We start from the raw sequence: 15245 nt of genomic DNA, 5'->3' as shown, positions 1-15245 counted from the left end.
TCGTGGGGCCGGGGGATGGGGCCGGGGGAGGGGAGGCCGGGGGGGAGGGGATGGGTTGGTTGGGCGGTGGGTTAGTCAGGCGGTGGGTTAGTTGGAGGGTGGGCCGGCCGGAGGGTGGTTAGTTGAGCGGTGGTTCAGTTGGAGGGCTTTGTTGGGGGGTGGGGTCCTTGAGGGTGGCTTGGTGAGCGGAGTTTGGTAGGGCGGGGGGCGGCTGGGGTTGTGGTGGTCGCCGGTGGTCGGTGGGCGTGCTGGTGGGGTTAGTGAGGGCTTTCGGTCGGGTCTGCCGGTTGGGTGAGGTGGGGTTTGCTTTTGGGGATTGGGTGGCGGGGCTTGGTTGGGCGTGAGTCTTGCGCTGTCGTATGGGTCTGCGCGGGTTCCACTGCTCTGCTTGTCTGGTATGGGGAGAGGCTTACGGCCGCCGGAGTTGTTGGTGCGGTGCTGATCGCTGGTCGGCTTGTTCTCTACTACCTGTGATCCACCTGGTCGGCTACGTGCTTCGCGATCTCCAAGGCGCATGTCGCGCCTGGTGAGGGGGCGTTGAGCACATGGACCTGGTTCGGGGCGGTTTCGATGATGAAGTCCTGTACCAGGGTGCCGTCGGGGCGTAGTGCTTGTGCCCGCACGCCGGCGCCTGCTCGGACCAGGTCCTCTCGGCCGACCGCCGGTACCAGGCGGGCCAGGCTTCTGGCGAACCTGCGGCGTGACAGGGAACGGAAGACCTCGTCCACCGCCGTGCGGGGGTACTTGCGGGCCAGGCGCCACACGCCTGGGAAGCGGGCCACCTCCGCCACGTCCGCCGGTGACACATCAGTCCAGCGGTAGCCCTCGCGGCGTAGGGCCAGCACCGCGTTCGGGCCCGCGTGGACACTGCCGTCCAGCATGCGGGTCAGGTGGACGCCCAAGAACGGCAGTGTCGGGTCCGGCACCGGGTAGATCAGGCCGCGCACCAGGTGGGCGGCCTCCGGCTTCAGGGTGAAGTACTCGCCGCGGAACGGGACGATCTTCACCGGTGGGGTCAGGCCGGCCATGGTGGCCACGCGGTCGGAGTGCAGGCCCGCGCAGTTCACCAGGGCGTCGGCGCGGATCACGTCTCGACCCGTCGCCACCTCCACACCGGACGTTCGGCCCGGGCGGATGCCCAGGGCCGGCGTGGACAGGCGTAGGTCGGCGCCCGCGGCCGACAGTTGGTCGGCCAGGACCTCGCACACCGCCGCGAAGTCGATGATCGCCGTGCTGGTCACCTGTAGGGCCGCCACGCAGGCGACTTCCGGTTCGTGTTCGTGGGCCTCCGCCGGGGTGACCAGCCTCGCTGGGACGCCGTTCGCCGATGCCCTTGCCGCCAGGGCGTGCAGGCCCGGTAGCTCCTCGTTCGTCGTGGCCACCACCAGCTTGCCGCAGACGTCCACCGGCACGCCGTAGGTCTTCGCGAACTCGACCATCGACTGGTTGCCGGCCACCGACATCCGCGCCTTGAACGAGCCGGGCTCGTAGTACAGCCCGGCATGCACGACGTTCGAGTTGTGGCCCGTCTGGTGGGCCGCCCAGTGGTCCTCCTTCTCCAGGACCGTCACCTGGTCGCCGCGCGTGGTCAGCTCACGCGCGACCGCCAGACCGAGGATGCCGCCACCGACAACAACTATGCGCCGCACGCCGGCAACGCTAGCCGACCGGTAGTCGATCACATACCCAACGCCTTCGCGATCAGCGGTTTCAGGGTCCTGCTGAACTCCAGGTTCATGTGGTCGTGGTCGTAGTAGACCGCCACGTTGCCGACCACCGCGTAGCACTCGCGGTCGTCGCAGAAGTACCTCGTCAGGTCCACCAGCGTCACGCCGGGCACCCGCGTCGTGCGGGCCACCTCGACCAGCGGGTCCGGCGGTTGGGCCACCGCCCGGTCCACGGCACAGACCTTCGGGTCGGCCGGGTTCAGCGCCACGCAGTTCTCGTCCCGCACCGCACCGTTCAGCGGTGGGTCCGCCAGCACCACGATCCGCGCGCCCGCGTCCGACCACTTCCGCCAGTACTCCTCCAGCCCCGACCGGTACTGCTCGACCTTCGACCGGCTCGAGCCGTCGTCCGGGTCCTCCGCCCGCGCGAAGAACGAGAAGAACACCATGTCCGGTTTGTCCGCCGCCACCAGGTCGGCCTGGCGCCTCGTCCAGTCCATACACCGGTGCCTGGTGTGGTCGTCCGCCGGGCCGCCGTAGTAGCCGGTGAAGTTGATGTCCGCGAACGGGCAGCCGCCCAGCAGGCCCAGCTTCAGCACCCACCTCTGCTCGCGTGCCAGGTCGAACAGCCCGTGCTGCCAGTGCTGGGCGTGCGAGTCGCCGATCAGCCACACGGTCTTCGCGGCCGGGTCGCCCTCGCTGTAGTCGCAGACCGTCACCGTCCGGACGTCCTCCGCGCGGTTCACGTCGCCCTGCACACACGGCGGCGGCGTGAGGAAGTACTGGTTCGCCGGGCCCATCACCGGAACGTCCGCCGGGCCCAGCCTGTTCGGGCAGGCGTGGTCCATCGCCGGGGCGCCGTGGCACGGGACCTCCGGGTAGACCGTCGTGTAGGAGCCCGCCGCGCGTTCCGCCTGCGCGACGTGGCGCCCGTAGGTCCACTGGAGCGTCCCGGCCGCCGTCACCACGACCGCCATGCCCACCGCCATCGCCGTGAACGTCAGCCACGTGCGGCGGGTGAAACGCCGGCCGAGGTCCTCGACCAGCACCTTCGACAGGTACGCCAGCAGTAGCGACACGACCAGCACACCCACCAGGTACGGCCTGGTCAGGCGCCCGGCGTCCAGCACTTCTCGCAGCGCGAACGGGGCCAGCAGGATCAGCGGCCAGTGCCACAGGTACAGCGAGTAGCTGATGTCCCCGACCAGCTGCACCGGCCGGGACGCGGTCACCACCGTGTGCCACTGCCGGTCCGGTCGCAGCCCGGCGACGATCACCAGGGCCGTGCCGACCGTCGGGACCACGGCGAGGTAGCCGGGGAACGGCATGTGCTTGTCGTACAGCGCCGCCGACCCGACGATCAGCACGAAGCCGACGAACGACGCGGTCCCGGCCGCGACGCGTGGCAGCACCAGCCGCGAGGCGCACAGGGCCACCAGCGCGCCGAGCGCGAACTCCCACGCACGCGCCGGCGTCACGAAGTACGCCGCCTTGGGCGCCGCCGACGTGTAGTACACGCTGAACGCCAGCGAGGCCGCCCCCACCAGCGCGATCTCCGCGACCCGCGCCGCCCGCCGGCGGAACACGCCCAGCAGCAGCAACAGCAGCGGCCACACCAGGTAGAACTGCTCCTCGACCGACAGCGACCAGTAGTGCTGTGCGAGGCTCGCCTGCGCGTTCGCCGCCGAGTAGTCCACCGACTTGGCCGCGAGCAGCCAGTTCTCCCAGTAGGTCGCGCTCGCGGCGGCCTCCTGCGCGATCGCCGACCAGCGCGGGTACGGCAGCAGGTAGTACGCCGCGACCACCGACACCCCCAGCACCAGCAGCGCGGCGGGCAGCAGTCGGCGGACGCGCCGGGCGTAGAACGCGCCGAGCCGCACCCGGCCGGTCCGCACGATCTCCTTGTCGAGGTGCGCTGTGATCAGGAAGCCCGAGATCACGAAGAACACGTCGACGCCCACGTACCCGCCGCTCAGCCAGCCGGGCGACAGGTGGTTGAGCACGACCGCCAGCACCGCGACCGCACGCAGCGCCTGGATGTCGGTCCGAAAGGCGGCCGGTGCGCGCGGCACCCGAACCGGTAACGCGAGCATGCGCGGCTTGGTCGCCATGTCCATCTTTCCCCCATGGGCAGCGCGTTCGGAAAAGTCGGCGCCGTCCCCCCGGAGTTGGTGCCGCTACTACGAACACACCCGAGAAGGCCCGTCGGTTGCCTCCGGATACCGTGGTCGCGTGGTCAGCCTGAGTGCGCGTCTCGGTCCCGCCATCTACATGGCGGGGGGGCTGGCGTTGGTCGGCGCTGCCGGCTACGGCTTCGTCGCACTGGCGGGGCACACGCTCGCCCCGGCCGCCGCGGCCGCGCTGGCGAGCCTCTACCTCATGGTCAACATCATCGGGCCGGGCGTGTTCTCCGCGCTGGAGCAGGAGACCAGCCGCTCGGTGAGTGCCGAGGCCGCCGCCGGCCGGGGCATCGGCGCGGTCGCACGGCACGCGTGGCTGCTCGCCGCCGGCCTGCTCGCCGTGTTGCTCGTCGTGCTGCTGCTGGTGTCGCCGATCCTCACCGACCAGGCGTTCGCCGGGCAGTGGGGGCTGTTCGCGGCCGTGCTGCTGAGCGTGGTGACGTCGGCCGCCGTCTACGTGGTGCGTGGCCTGCTCGGCGGCACCCAGCGGTTCACCGGCTACTCGGCGACGCTCGCCGCCGAGGGCGTCGTCCGCATCGTGCCGTGTGTCGTCATCGCCGCGCTCGGCATGCCGGACCCCACCTGGTACGCGCTGATCTTCGCGGCGGGCTCCGGCTTCGGGGCGGCCGCCGGCCTGCTCTGGCTGCGGCGCGGCACCCCGCGGCCGCGGCCGGTCGAACCACGCGACGTCGAGCCGCCCTCGGTCAGGCGCATGGCGCACGCGCTGTCGCTGCTGGTCGGCGGCACCCTGCTCATGCTGATCGTGTCCAACGTGGCGCCGATCGTCGTGACCGCTCGGCTGCCGGAGGACGCGGCCACCGCGGCCGCGTTCGCGTCGGCGTTCGTGCTCGCCCGGATCCCGCTGTTCCTGTTCGCACCCGTCCAGGCGATGCTGCTGCCCTCGCTGACCAGGGCGGCGACCGCGCACGACTTCGCGGCCGTGCGTGCGCGGTTGCGGGTCATCCTCATGGCGGTGCTCGCGATCGGCCTGCTCGGCGTGCTGGCGTCGTTCACCGTCGGGCCGTGGGCCGTGCAGGTGCTGTTCGGCGCCGAGGTCCGGCTCTCGACCGCGGTCGTCGGCCTGCTCGGGGTCAGCACGGTGGGCCTGATGACCGGGCTCGTGCTGCAGCCCGGCCTGATCGCACTCGGCGCGCACAAGTCGGTGACCGCGGCGTGGCTGGCCGGCACGGTCGTGCTGGTGGCCCTGCTGGCGCTGCCCGGCGACCCGATCCGCGCCGGGGTGCTCGCACAGCTCGTCGGCGCCACGCTCGTGGTGGTCATCATGCTGCGTGCACTGTCGAAGGCACTGCGTGGCGGGGGCCAACCGGTATCGGCGACAGCCGGTGCCGAGGTGACCACGACATCCGGCTAGTCTTCTCTTCCGTGTCAAGCAAGGTGCCTGCCGCCCGCGCGATCATCGTTGTCCCCGCCTGGAACGAACAGCTGAACGTCGGTGACACGGTGCGCGAGATCCGCGCCGCGACACCTGACATCCCGGTGCTGGTCGTCAGTGACGGGTCGACCGACCGAACCGCCGACTGTGCCCGCGAGGCGGGTGCGCTCGTGCTGGAGCTGCCGTACAACCTCGGCGTCGGCGGGGCGATGCGTGCCGGTTTCCGCTACGCGGTCCGCCACGGCTACACCGCCGCCGTACAGGTGGACGCCGACGGTCAGCACGACCCCAAAGAGGTGCCGGGGCTGCTGGCGAAGCTGTCCGAGGCCGACGTCGTCATCGGCGGCCGGTTCACCCAGGGCGACGAGACCTACAAGGTGCGCGGGCCCCGCAAGTGGGCGATGGTCGTGCTGTCGAAGGTGCTGTCCAAGGTCACCAAGGCCAAGCTCACCGACGCCACGTCCGGCTTCAAGGCCACCGGTGGCCGAGCGTTGCCGGTCTTCGCCGAGCACTACCCCGTCGAGTACCTGGGTGACACCGTCGAGTCGCTGGTGATCGCGGTGCGTGCCGGTTGCAAGGTCGTGCAGGTGCCCGCGCACATGCGGCCCCGCCGCGGCGGCACGCCCAGCCACCGCCCCATCAAGTCCATGATCTACCTCTTCCGTGCCGGCTTCGCCCTGCTGCTCGCGCTCATCCGCCGTTACGAGATCCCGGCGGACGAGTCGTTACAGGCGAAGCCGGGCCCCGTGAAGGAAGGCGCCGTCCAATGATGAACAACAGTACGTACCTGGTCGCGCTGATCGGCAGCGTGCTGGTACTCGCCGGCATCATCGAGCTGCTGCGCAGGCGCCAGCTCAGCGAGAAGTACGCCGTGCTGTGGCTGATGGTCGGCCTCCTCCTGCTGGTCTTCACCGTGTTCCCGCGCCTGACGCTCTCGCTCGCCAGGGGGCTCGGCGTGGCCGTGCCGACCAACCTCATGTTCTTCGTCGGCATCGTGTTCCTCGTCGGCGTGGTGCTGCACCTGTCGTGGGAGGTGTCCCGGCTGGAGAACGAGACCCGCAAGCTGGCCGAGGACTTGGCCATCCTGCGGCTCGAGGTCGAGCAGCTGCAGAAGGACAAGCGCGGCGAGAACGTGGCCTAATGACCACCGTAGACATCATGATGCCGTTCTACGGCGACGTCGGGCTGATGCAGGCGTCCGTCCGTAGCGTCCTGGCCCAGGACGACCCATGCTGGCGGCTGACCGTCGTCGACGACAGCACCGACCCGGCCGTCCCGGAGTTCTTCGCGACCATCGACGACGAGCGCGTGCGGTACCTGCGCAACCCCCAGAACCTGGGCCTGACCGGCAACTTCAACCGCTGCCTCGAGCTGGTCGAGCACGAGCTGGCCGTGGTCATCGGCTGTGACGACCTGATGCTGCCCAACTACGTGTCCGTGGTGCGGTCCGTGCACCACGACCACCCGGACGCGGGCATCATCCAGCCGGGAGTGCGGGTCATCGACGGCGCGGGCAACGAGACGAAGACGCTGGTCGACGAGGCCAAGCGGCGGCTGTACGCGCCGAAGTTCGACCGCCGGACCTCGCTGGTCGGCGAGGACCTGGCCGTGAGCCTGCTGCGTGGCGACTGGCTGTACTTCCCGTCGATCTGCTGGCGGTCCGAGGCGCTCAAGGGCCTGCGGTTCCGGCCGGAGCTGCGGGTGATCCAGGACCTCGCGCTGCTGATCGAGCTGGTGCGGCGCGGCGAGCGGTTGGTCGCGGACAGCACCCTGTGCTTCGAGTACCGGCGGCACGAGGCGAGCGAGTCGTCGGCCACCGCGTTCGACGGCTCCCGCTTCACCGAGGCCGGCAACTTCTTCGCGGACGTGGCCGACCAGCTGGCCGCGCACGGCTGGCACCGGGCGGCGCGGGTCGCGCGGCTGCACCTGTCGTCGCGGATCTTCGCGCTGACCAAGCTGCCGCAGGCCCTGCGTGCCGGCGGCGAGGCCGTGCGGCCGCTGGTCCGCCACGCGTTCGGCCCAGGTCGCGGCTAGGGTCCGCCTCCCGGACTTTCAGGTGTTCAGCCGTCGGAGTCCTCGTGCGGGGGCGTCCCGCAGGCGGTGATGCGGTACAGCTTGCTGTGACCGTCGGAGTCCACCAGGTCGAAGCCCGACCTCGACTTCGGGTCGTCGAGGCCCTCGTAGTACTCCCACTTCGGGTCGACGGTGCGGAACTTGCTGCCGCCCACGAACAGGTAGTCGACGCCCAGGTCCCGCACCGCCCGGCACACGCGGGGGTCGGTGGCGACGTCGTCCAGGTGGCCGGCGACGAAGTCCTGCTCCTTGCTCTGGGCGCTGCGGAAGTGCGGGAACAGCACCTCGCGGTCCCCGAGCGTCCACAGCATGGCGCTCCCGTTGAACGGGTTGCCCGCGACCAGCGCGTCCGCCGGGATCTCGTCCTTGATGCGCTCGATGAAGTCCTGTGTCTCGTCGTTGACCAGCTGTTCCTTCTCGATCACCTCGTAGCCGGCGGCCACGCGTCGTTCCCGGTCGTTCGGGTACAGGCCGCCGGTCACCACCAGCAGCACGGCGAGCACGCCGATCGTGACGATGGTCGCCGTGCGCCCGCGTGCCGCTTCCTCGCCCGTGCGCACCAGGATCTTCGAGGCGATCCACAGGATGCCGCCGACCGCCAGCGGCACGGCCGTGATCGGCAGCATGGCCGCGAGCCGGTGCGAGTCGTTGTACCAGTAGCCGGTGAACTTCCTGGTGTCCGGCCGGTTGATCGAGGCGGTCAGCACGTACAGGAACGTGGTGGCCAGGTGTCCCGCGACGACCAGCCGCAGCACCGGCCACTCCCGCGCGGCGGCGACCACGCCGAGGATCACCACGATCGACAGGATCCACAGCCCGTCGGCCCGGTTCGTGGCGTTGAACAGCACGTCGCCGACCGCGTTCGCGGGCGTCTCGAACGGCGGCCAGTACTGGTCGCGTGTGTTGGCGAACGCGGGCGCGGTGGCCGTGTACCACCACGCGAACCCGAGGAAGACCACGACCACGGCCACCTCGACGGCCCCGCGGACCGTGCGGCCGGCCTTGTGCAGCGCCCACGCGCGGGCGCCGAGCCGCGCGCCGATCGGGAACAGCGCGAGCACGCCGACCGAGAACAGCACGTTCGGGTGCGCGAACGCGGCCGCGACCAGCGCGACGAACGCGGCGAGCCAGCCGCGCCCGACGCCGATCGCGTCGTCCCTGACGAACCGCGTGACCGTGAACACGACCGCCAGCGCGGCCGGCGCGAACGACATGCCGAGCAGGTTCGGCCACAGCACGCCGAAGCCGAGCAGGTCCCACGGGAACGCGGCGAACCCGGCGCTCAGCGTGCCGGTGATCGCGAGTGCGGCGACGTTGCGGCCGAACAGCTGCCGCGCCAGCAGCAGGCAGGACAGCGGCCAGATGAGCACCGCCGCCACGATCGTCACGACGTTGGCCGCGACCGGGATGTCGACGCCGGTGGACATCATCAGCAGCGACGCGACGTCGTGCCAGGCCGCCGGGTAGAAGACGGGCCCGACCTCGGGGTTGCCGAGCGTGGAGAGCGTCAGCGAGGACGCCTGGTGCGCGTCGGCGATGTAGGCGAGCGCGTTGTAGTGGAACAGCGCGTCGTAGGTCTGGGAGAGGGCGTCCGGCGTGTGGATGGCCATGACCACGGTGATGACGCCGAGCACCACGCCCGGCAGCAGCCCGACGAACCCGGCGACCGACACCGGGCGCGGGTCGGCCTCGGCCGCGAAGATCTTCCTTCGCCGCAGCAGGAGGCCCACCACGCCGACCACGACGACGACCGCCACGCACACGACCAGCACGACGAGCACGTTCCAGTCGACGCCGACCTTCTCCAGCACCACCGCGGTGGCCGCGATCAACGCGATGCTGGTCACCGGGGCGAACCCCCACGCCGCGATGCCGCGCAGCCCCACCAGGTAGCTGATGGCCGCGCCGGGCAGGAGCAACCAGGCGAGGGTCACACCGATCGCGGGCACGGCTTCGAACCAGTTCATCGCGGACGCAACCTCAATTCACGGCCATGGAGCCTTCTTAGCGTCGGAGCGCGCTGATTCTAGGAAGAAGGCCGAACAGGGTTCGCGATCACCCGTGTATTGGGGCTCGGTCACCGACCTGTGCGCCAGCTGTGTCCTGGGAGCGGCCGAGCCGTGACCTAACGGTAACCACAACCTGCTGCGTGGGTACCCTGGGTTGACTTCACTCTTATGGAGGACTAACTCGACATGCTCGGCAGCACCACGACCACGAGTGAGACGTCGGCTCCGGACGAGCGCCTCGTGGAGCACGCGCCCAACGGCCGGCTGGTCGCGCAGCGCGGACTGTTCCGCGGGCCCGACCCCGTCTGCCCCGACGACCTGTACGCGCAGAGCGTCCTCGGCACCGCGGCGCGGCAGCGGCAGCGGCTGGTGGTGCACGCCGGCTCCGAGGTGTCCATGGACACCTACTTCGGTCGCTTCCCGGCCAGCTACTGGCAGCGTTGGACGGTCGTCAGGGAGGTGCACGCCGAGGTGACGGTGTCCGGCGCCGGCCGGATCGCCCTCGTCGCCTCCGACAGCCGGGGCGACACCCGCACGGTCGCGGCCGAGGAGGTGACCGGCGAGCACGGTCGGCTGGTCACGCTGCGTGTCGCGCTCGACAAGTTCCTGGACGGCGGCTTCCTGTGGCTGGAGTTCGCCGCGGGCGACGACGAGCTCACCGTGGAGCGGCTGCGCTGGACCGTCGAGTCGCCCGACCTCGTCCGCCCGACGGCCGTGGTGATCTGCACGTTCAACCGCGCCGACGACTGCACCAAGACCCTGCAGTCCCTCGCCGCGGACGACGAGGCGCTGGAGGTGCTCGACGCGATCTACGTCGTCGACCAGGGCACCGACACGGTCGCGTCGCGCGAGGCGTTCCCGCAGGTCGAACAGGACCTCGCGGGTCGGCTGCGGTACCTGCGCCAGCCCAACCTCGGTGGCGCCGGCGGCTTCGGGCGCGGCATGTACGAGGTCACCGAGCACGGCTCCGCGCACGCCAACGTGCTGCTGATGGACGACGACGTGCTGTGCGAGCCGGAGATCGCGGTGCGGCTCACGGCGTTCGCCAACCGCACCACCGAGCCGACCATCGTCGGCGGCCAGATGCTTCGGCTGCTGCACCCGACCATGCTGCTCGCCGGCGCCGAGTACGCGGACTTCGCGCAGCTCGTGCCCGGCCAGGTCGTCAAGGGCGCGCTCGACGACGTCGACGTGACCGAGGAGGCCGAGGACGAGGACGGCGTGCCGACCGGCAAGCCCAACCGGGGCGACCGCCGCGTCGACGCCGACTACAACGCGTGGTGGTCCTGCCTGATCCCGGCCGAGGTGGTCGCGACGATCGGCCTGCCGCTGCCGCTGTTCTTCCAGTGGGACGACGTCGAGTACGGCTACCGCGCCCGCGCCAACGGGTTCGCGACCGTCACGCTGCCGGGCGCCGGCCTGTGGCACGCGGACTTCGACTGGAAGGACGCGGACAAGTGGAACGAGTACTTCGCGGTCCGCAACGCGATGATCGTCGCCGCGCTGCACGCGGAGATCGACCCGAAGCAGACCGCGCGGGTCATCGTCTCCCGGATCGTGCGCTGCCTGCTGTCGATGCAGTACGGCCTCGCCGCGACGCTGCTCAAGGCCGTCGAGGACTTCCTGCGCGGACCGGGCTTCCTGCACGACGGCGGCGCGTCCGCCGCCAAGGAGATCCACGCGGTGCGCGCCGACTACCCGGACACGGTCATGCACCCGCCCGGCGAGGTGCCCGGCCTGAAGTCCGGTGAGGTGCCGATGATCCAGGCCGGCCCCACGCCGAGCATGAGCCGCCTGGTGCTGCTCAAGCGGCTCATCCACTTCGCGCTCGGCAGGTCCGCCCACGACGTCGGCGCGGTCACGCTCGAGGACGCCACCTGGTGGCACCTGTCACAGTTCGACACGGTCGTCGTGACCGACGGCTCGCAGAGCGGCGTGCGGGTGCGCAGGCGCGACCGGGAGCTGACCTTCAAGCTGGCCAAGCAGACCGGCAGGGTCGTGCGCCGGCTGATCGCCGAGCTGCCGCGCCTGCGTGGCGAGTACCGCGCGGCGGCCGGCGAGCTGACCAGCAGGGAGAACTGGCGACGGCTCTACGGCCTGGACTGAGCGGAGTGACCGGGCGTCCCGCGAGGCGCCGCTCCGCGACGGACGGCTACCATGCCGTTGCACGGGTGGACGCTGACGGGGCGCCCGGTGCCACAAAAACGAAGACGGCTGGCGATGTACGAGCCCGGCCGTAACCGGATCGGTGAGGACCTAACAGTCATGGCTTCCCTGGATTCAACCGAGGGCGAGGAGTACACCGACCGGCTGAAGCGGCTCGAGATGCCGCTGTGGAAGCGGGTACTCGACGTCCAGGCGCCGTATCGCTGGAACCTCCGCCGCCAGTTCGGTGACCGCGAGGTGCTCGAGGTCGGCTGCGGCATCGGTCGCTGCCTCGCCCACCTCGCACCGCACGGGGTCGGCGTCGACCACAACAAGACGTCGATCGAGGAGTGCCGCCGCCGCGGGTTCACCGCGTTCACCACCGACGAGTTCGCCGACAGCGAGTACGCGAAGCCCGGCCGGTTCGGCGGGATGCTTGCCGCGCACCTCGTGGAGCACATGCCGCGCGAGGAGGCGATCAAGATCCTCTCGGGCTACCTGGAGTACCTGGCCCCCGACGCGCGGCTGGTGCTGATCTGCCCGCAGGAGCGCGGCTACGCCTCCGACAGCACGCACGTCGCGTTCTCCGACTTCGACGCACTGACGGACGTGGCCTACCAGCTCGGCTTCCACAGCACCAAGCGACAGTCCTTCCCTCTGCCCCGCTTCGCCGGCAAGTCGTTCACCTACAACGAGTTCGTGCTGGTCGCTGACCGCACTTCGTAGTTCTTACTGGAGGAGCAGAACCGTGGCCGAGCAGGCGACTGCCAGCAAACCGGACGCCGATCGCGTGCTCTGGCGTGTGATCCTGCCGAAGGAGAGCGACCCGCTCGACGTCCGCCCGTTGTACCTGGACGAGCCGGACAACGTGAACTGCAACATCTCCTCCCGCAACCAGGTCCAGGTGCCGCCCTCGGCCCGGGTGTCGTTCGCGTCGTACTTCAACGCGTTCCCGGCGAGCTACTGGAAGCGCTGGACCACCGTCGAGCACGTCACGCTGCACCTGAAGGTGCGGGGCGCGGGGCGCATCGAGGTGTACCGGTCCAAGCCGAACGGCGACCTCGTCCACCTCAAGGGCACCGCGGTGCACGCGGAGGAGGACTGGCAGACCCTCGAGTTCGACGTCGCGCTGACCCCGTTCGAGGACGGCGGCTGGCTGTGGTTCGACGTGTTCACCGAGAACACGCCGATCGACATCGCCGACGCGTGCTGGCTGTCGGACAAGCCGCTGCCGAAGAAGAAGATGGCGATCGGCACCACGACGTTCAGCCGCCTGGACGACTGCGTCGCGGCGCTGCTCTCGCTCGGCGAGGACCAGGCCGTGCTGGACGTGGTCAGCAAGATCTACGTCGCCGACCAGGGCCCGCGCAAGATGCGCTCGCACGAGCGGTACGGCGAGCTGACGGCCGCGCTCGGCGACCGCCTGGAGATCATCGAACAGGGCAACCTGGGCGGTGCCGGCGGCTTCACCCGCGCGCTGTACGAGTCGGTCGAGCACACGAAGCCCGGCACGGTCGACCAGATCATGCTGATGGACGACGACATCGCCATCGAGACGGATTCCATCCTGCGCTCGAACATGTTCGCCCGCGCCGCGGCGAAGCCGGTGATCGTCGGCTCGCAGATGCTGAACCTGCAGGCCAAGTCCCGCCTGCACACCATGGGCGAGGTCGTCGACCTGGCCACCTGCGTGTGGCGGCCCGCCCCGGGCGCCAAGACGGACCACGACTTCGGCGCCTACCCGCTGCGGGAGAGCCCCGAGCTGCACCGGCGCATCGACTCCACCTACAACGGCTGGTGGATGTGCCTGTTCCCGCGCGAGGTCGTCGAGCAGACCGGCCTGCCGCTCCCGCTGTTCATCAAGTGCGACGACGCGGAGTACTCGCTGCGCGCACTGGCCCACGACATCCCGACGGTCACGTTGCCGGGCTCCGCGGTGTGGCACGAGCCGTGGACCGACAAGAACGACACCAAGGACTGGACGGTCTACTTCCACCTGCGCAACCGCCTGATCATGGCGGCACTGCACAGCCCGTACGACCTGCGCAAGACGCTGTTGCTGCAGGGCGCGCGAGTGGCCGTCCGCCGCCTGTTCTCGATGGAGTACTCGACGGCGGCCCTGGAGAACAAGGCCCTCGAGGACTTCATGGCCGGCCCGGACCGGCTGTTCGACTCGCTGTCGCACGGCCTGCCGGAGATCCAGCGCCTGCGCAAGGAGTACACGGACGCGCAGTTCGCCCCGTCGGCCCGGGAGTTCCCTCCGCCGTCGTTCGACATGGTGAGGGCCGAGCAGATGCTCCACCCCCCGGTCCACCCGGCGAAGATCGCACTGCGGGCGGGCAAGGCGCTGGTGCACAACCTCCGCTCGCCGGACCCGTCGGCGGTGCAGCGCCCGCAGGTCAACATCTCCGCCAACTCGGCCCTGTGGTTCCTCCTGGGCAACCTCGACAGCGCGACGGTGTCGAACGCGGACGGCAGCGGCGTGGCGTTCCGCCGCCGCGATCCGAAGGTGTTCCGCGAACTGGCCACCCGCACGGCCCACAACTACCGCCGCCTGATCGCGGAGTGGCCGAAGCTGGTGGAGCAGTACCGAGCAGCCGTCCCAGAACTGACCTCGGTGGAGTCCTGGCGAAAGGTCTTCTCCAACTGACCCGGAACGGGGGCGGTCGCACTGAGCGACCGCCCCCGTCACGCTTTCGGGTTCAGTTCACAGCGCGTGATCCGTTCGTGGGATCGTTTAAGTGTCCGGAATCACAGAAAATCACCGGAGGTCACAGATGGTCACAGCCCTGGGCCTCCGAGCCGGAGACGGACCTCTGCCCAGAAGCGTCCGCGGACACAAGGCCCCGACACAAAGAAAGGCCACCGGGAGCGAACCCGGTGGCCCTCTTCAGCGTTGGGTCAGATCAGATGGCGCGGACGCCGGTGGCCTGCGGGCCCTTCTGGCCCTGGCCGATCTCGAACTCGACGCGCTGGTTCTCGTCCAGGCTGCGGAAGCCTGAGCCCGTAATCTCCGAGTAGTGGACGAAGACGTCATCGCCGCCGTTGTCCGGTGCGATGAAGCCGAAGCCCTTCTCGGAGTTGAACCACTTCACAGTTCCCTGTGCCACTACATATCTCCTGATACTGCTGTGCAAGCCGCCGCGGTTGCGACGACCTGTTGGCCGGTTCAGACGGCGACTCAACCTGGAGCTAACCCGCGCGCCCGCAATCGTTCGCGAGCGTGATCGAACACGAACTCAAAACGACCAGGAGACAGTGAACCACAAGCCACCGACACAACGCACTAGAAGGGTTGCGGCGGATCACGTGCTGGGAGACAGTCGTAGGGTGAGTGAGCTCGCTAGTGACCAGCCCCAATCCATGGCTCTCGACCTCGACGACGCAGGGGTTTCGGTCGACCTTCCCCGTCCCTCCCACCGCGAGGACCAGGTGTACGGCGTCCCGTATCGCCCGGTCGAGTTCCGTGACGACGATCTGCCGACCGCACTCGAACGCTCGGCCGCCTGGCTACGACGAACCCAGGAGTGGCTGGGGGAGCCGGTTGACGTGATCGCCATCCACCTGGACTACGACGACAGCGGTGACTCTCCTTACTACGACGTGAAGCTCCTCTGCAACGACGAGGACCTCGCGGGCGTACCCATCGCGCTCCGCGAGGTGAAGAACCCCCAGTAACGAAGAAGCCGCTGGTCAGCCACGCAACGCCGCGTGGCTGACCAGGCTTGCCCTGCGCGACCACACGTCTGGCCACCCGCCCCGCCACGTCACCACCGCC

Annotated in this window: 12 protein-coding genes; 8 read left to right on the top strand and 4 right to left on the bottom strand. The window is 69.8% G+C overall.

Annotated elements, in window-relative coordinates:
- Positions 1 to 464 precede the first annotated feature (464 nt).
- Both lhgO and ACJ73U_RS08420 read right to left on the bottom strand, forming a co-directional pair.
- Entirely contained in the window at positions 465 to 1649 is a 1185-nt protein-coding gene (gene lhgO / locus ACJ73U_RS08425; protein WP_407776977.1) for an L-2-hydroxyglutarate oxidase, read from the bottom strand.
- A gap of 29 nt (positions 1650 to 1678) precedes the next feature.
- Positions 1679 to 3778, bottom strand: coding sequence for an acyltransferase family protein (locus tag ACJ73U_RS08420; protein WP_407776976.1), 2100 nt, complete (start codon positions 3776 to 3778; stop codon positions 1679 to 1681).
- A 121-nt stretch (positions 3779 to 3899) separates the two neighbouring features.
- On the opposite strand from ACJ73U_RS08420, the gene ACJ73U_RS08415 reads away from it, so the two are divergent.
- The 4 genes from ACJ73U_RS08415 to ACJ73U_RS08400 are packed head-to-tail and all read left to right on the top strand — an operon-like array spanning position 3900 to position 7274.
- Entirely contained in the window at positions 3900 to 5219 is a 1320-nt protein-coding gene (locus ACJ73U_RS08415) for a lipopolysaccharide biosynthesis protein (RefSeq protein ID WP_407776975.1), read from the top strand.
- Positions 5220 to 5230: 11 nt separating this feature from the next.
- Positions 5231 to 6010, top strand: coding sequence for a glycosyltransferase family 2 protein (locus ACJ73U_RS08410; protein ID WP_407776974.1), 780 nt, complete (start codon positions 5231 to 5233; stop codon positions 6008 to 6010).
- The gene (locus ACJ73U_RS08405) at positions 6010 to 6381 is read left to right on the top strand and encodes a DUF2304 domain-containing protein (protein WP_407776973.1); all 372 of its coding nucleotides are present in this window, start codon (positions 6010 to 6012) and stop codon (positions 6379 to 6381) included. The genes ACJ73U_RS08410 and ACJ73U_RS08405 overlap by 1 nt, the downstream gene beginning before the upstream one ends.
- A complete protein-coding gene (locus ACJ73U_RS08400) occupies positions 6381 to 7274 on the top strand; it encodes a glycosyltransferase family 2 protein (RefSeq protein WP_407776972.1) in 894 nt (297 codons plus the stop codon). Before ACJ73U_RS08405 ends, ACJ73U_RS08400 begins: the two co-directional genes overlap by 1 nt.
- 26 nt (positions 7275 to 7300) lie before the next feature.
- Here the strand turns inward: ACJ73U_RS08400 and ACJ73U_RS08395 are convergent, their stop codons facing one another.
- On the bottom strand, positions 7301 to 9280 hold the full coding sequence (locus ACJ73U_RS08395) for a DUF6541 family protein (protein WP_407776971.1): 1980 nt from the start codon (positions 9278 to 9280) through the stop codon (positions 7301 to 7303).
- 228 nt (positions 9281 to 9508) lie between these two features.
- Between ACJ73U_RS08395 and ACJ73U_RS08390 the strand changes: the two genes are divergently transcribed.
- The 3 genes from ACJ73U_RS08390 to ACJ73U_RS08380 all read left to right on the top strand — a co-directional run bounded on the left by ACJ73U_RS08390 (position 9509) and on the right by ACJ73U_RS08380 (position 14117).
- Complete coding sequence (locus ACJ73U_RS08390) at positions 9509 to 11428, top strand: glycosyltransferase (protein ID WP_407776970.1); 1920 nt, start codon at positions 9509 to 9511, stop codon at positions 11426 to 11428.
- Between the two features lie 159 nt (positions 11429 to 11587).
- Positions 11588 to 12193, top strand: coding sequence for a class I SAM-dependent methyltransferase (locus ACJ73U_RS08385; protein WP_407776969.1), 606 nt, complete (start codon positions 11588 to 11590; stop codon positions 12191 to 12193).
- Between the two features lie 22 nt (positions 12194 to 12215).
- The gene (locus tag ACJ73U_RS08380) at positions 12216 to 14117 is read left to right on the top strand and encodes a glycosyltransferase (RefSeq protein ID WP_407776968.1); all 1902 of its coding nucleotides are present in this window, start codon (positions 12216 to 12218) and stop codon (positions 14115 to 14117) included.
- Positions 14118 to 14373: 256 nt separating this feature from the next.
- Here ACJ73U_RS08380 and ACJ73U_RS08375 read toward each other — a convergent pair whose 3' ends face one another.
- Positions 14374 to 14577, bottom strand: a complete 204-nt coding sequence (locus ACJ73U_RS08375) for a cold-shock protein (RefSeq protein WP_407776967.1) — start codon at positions 14575 to 14577, stop codon at positions 14374 to 14376.
- Between the two features lie 253 nt (positions 14578 to 14830).
- On the opposite strand from ACJ73U_RS08375, the gene ACJ73U_RS08370 reads away from it, so the two are divergent.
- Positions 14831 to 15145 carry a hypothetical protein gene (locus ACJ73U_RS08370; protein WP_407776966.1) on the top strand — a complete coding sequence of 105 codons (315 nt, stop codon included), beginning with the start codon at positions 14831 to 14833 and terminating at the stop codon, positions 15143 to 15145.
- Positions 15146 to 15245 lie beyond the last annotated feature (100 nt).

Origin of the sequence: Actinophytocola sp., from assembly GCF_045807065.1 — a bacterium.
Lineage (GTDB): Bacteria > Actinomycetota > Actinomycetes > Mycobacteriales > Pseudonocardiaceae > Actinophytocola.
The sequence above is the reverse complement of the archived record's forward strand: the minus strand, read 5'-3'. Positions and strand labels throughout refer to the sequence as shown.

What these genes read in the sequence shown, in the direction of transcription:
- ACJ73U_RS08395 (WP_407776971.1), bottom strand. Translation starts at nt 9,280, where the DNA reads ATGAACTGGTTCGAAGCCGTGCCCGCGATCGGTGTGACCCTCGCCTGG.
- ACJ73U_RS08400 (WP_407776972.1), top strand. Translation starts at nt 6,381, where the DNA reads ATGACCACCGTAGACATCATGATGCCGTTCTACGGCGACGTCGGGCTG.
- ACJ73U_RS08420 (WP_407776976.1), bottom strand. Translation starts at nt 3,778, where the DNA reads ATGGCGACCAAGCCGCGCATGCTCGCGTTACCGGTTCGGGTGCCGCGC.
- ACJ73U_RS08370 (WP_407776966.1), top strand. Translation starts at nt 14,831, where the DNA reads ATGGCTCTCGACCTCGACGACGCAGGGGTTTCGGTCGACCTTCCCCGT.
- ACJ73U_RS08405 (WP_407776973.1), top strand. Translation starts at nt 6,010, where the DNA reads ATGAACAACAGTACGTACCTGGTCGCGCTGATCGGCAGCGTGCTGGTA.
- ACJ73U_RS08390 (WP_407776970.1), top strand. Translation starts at nt 9,509, where the DNA reads ATGCTCGGCAGCACCACGACCACGAGTGAGACGTCGGCTCCGGACGAG.
- ACJ73U_RS08385 (WP_407776969.1), top strand. Translation starts at nt 11,588, where the DNA reads ATGGCTTCCCTGGATTCAACCGAGGGCGAGGAGTACACCGACCGGCTG.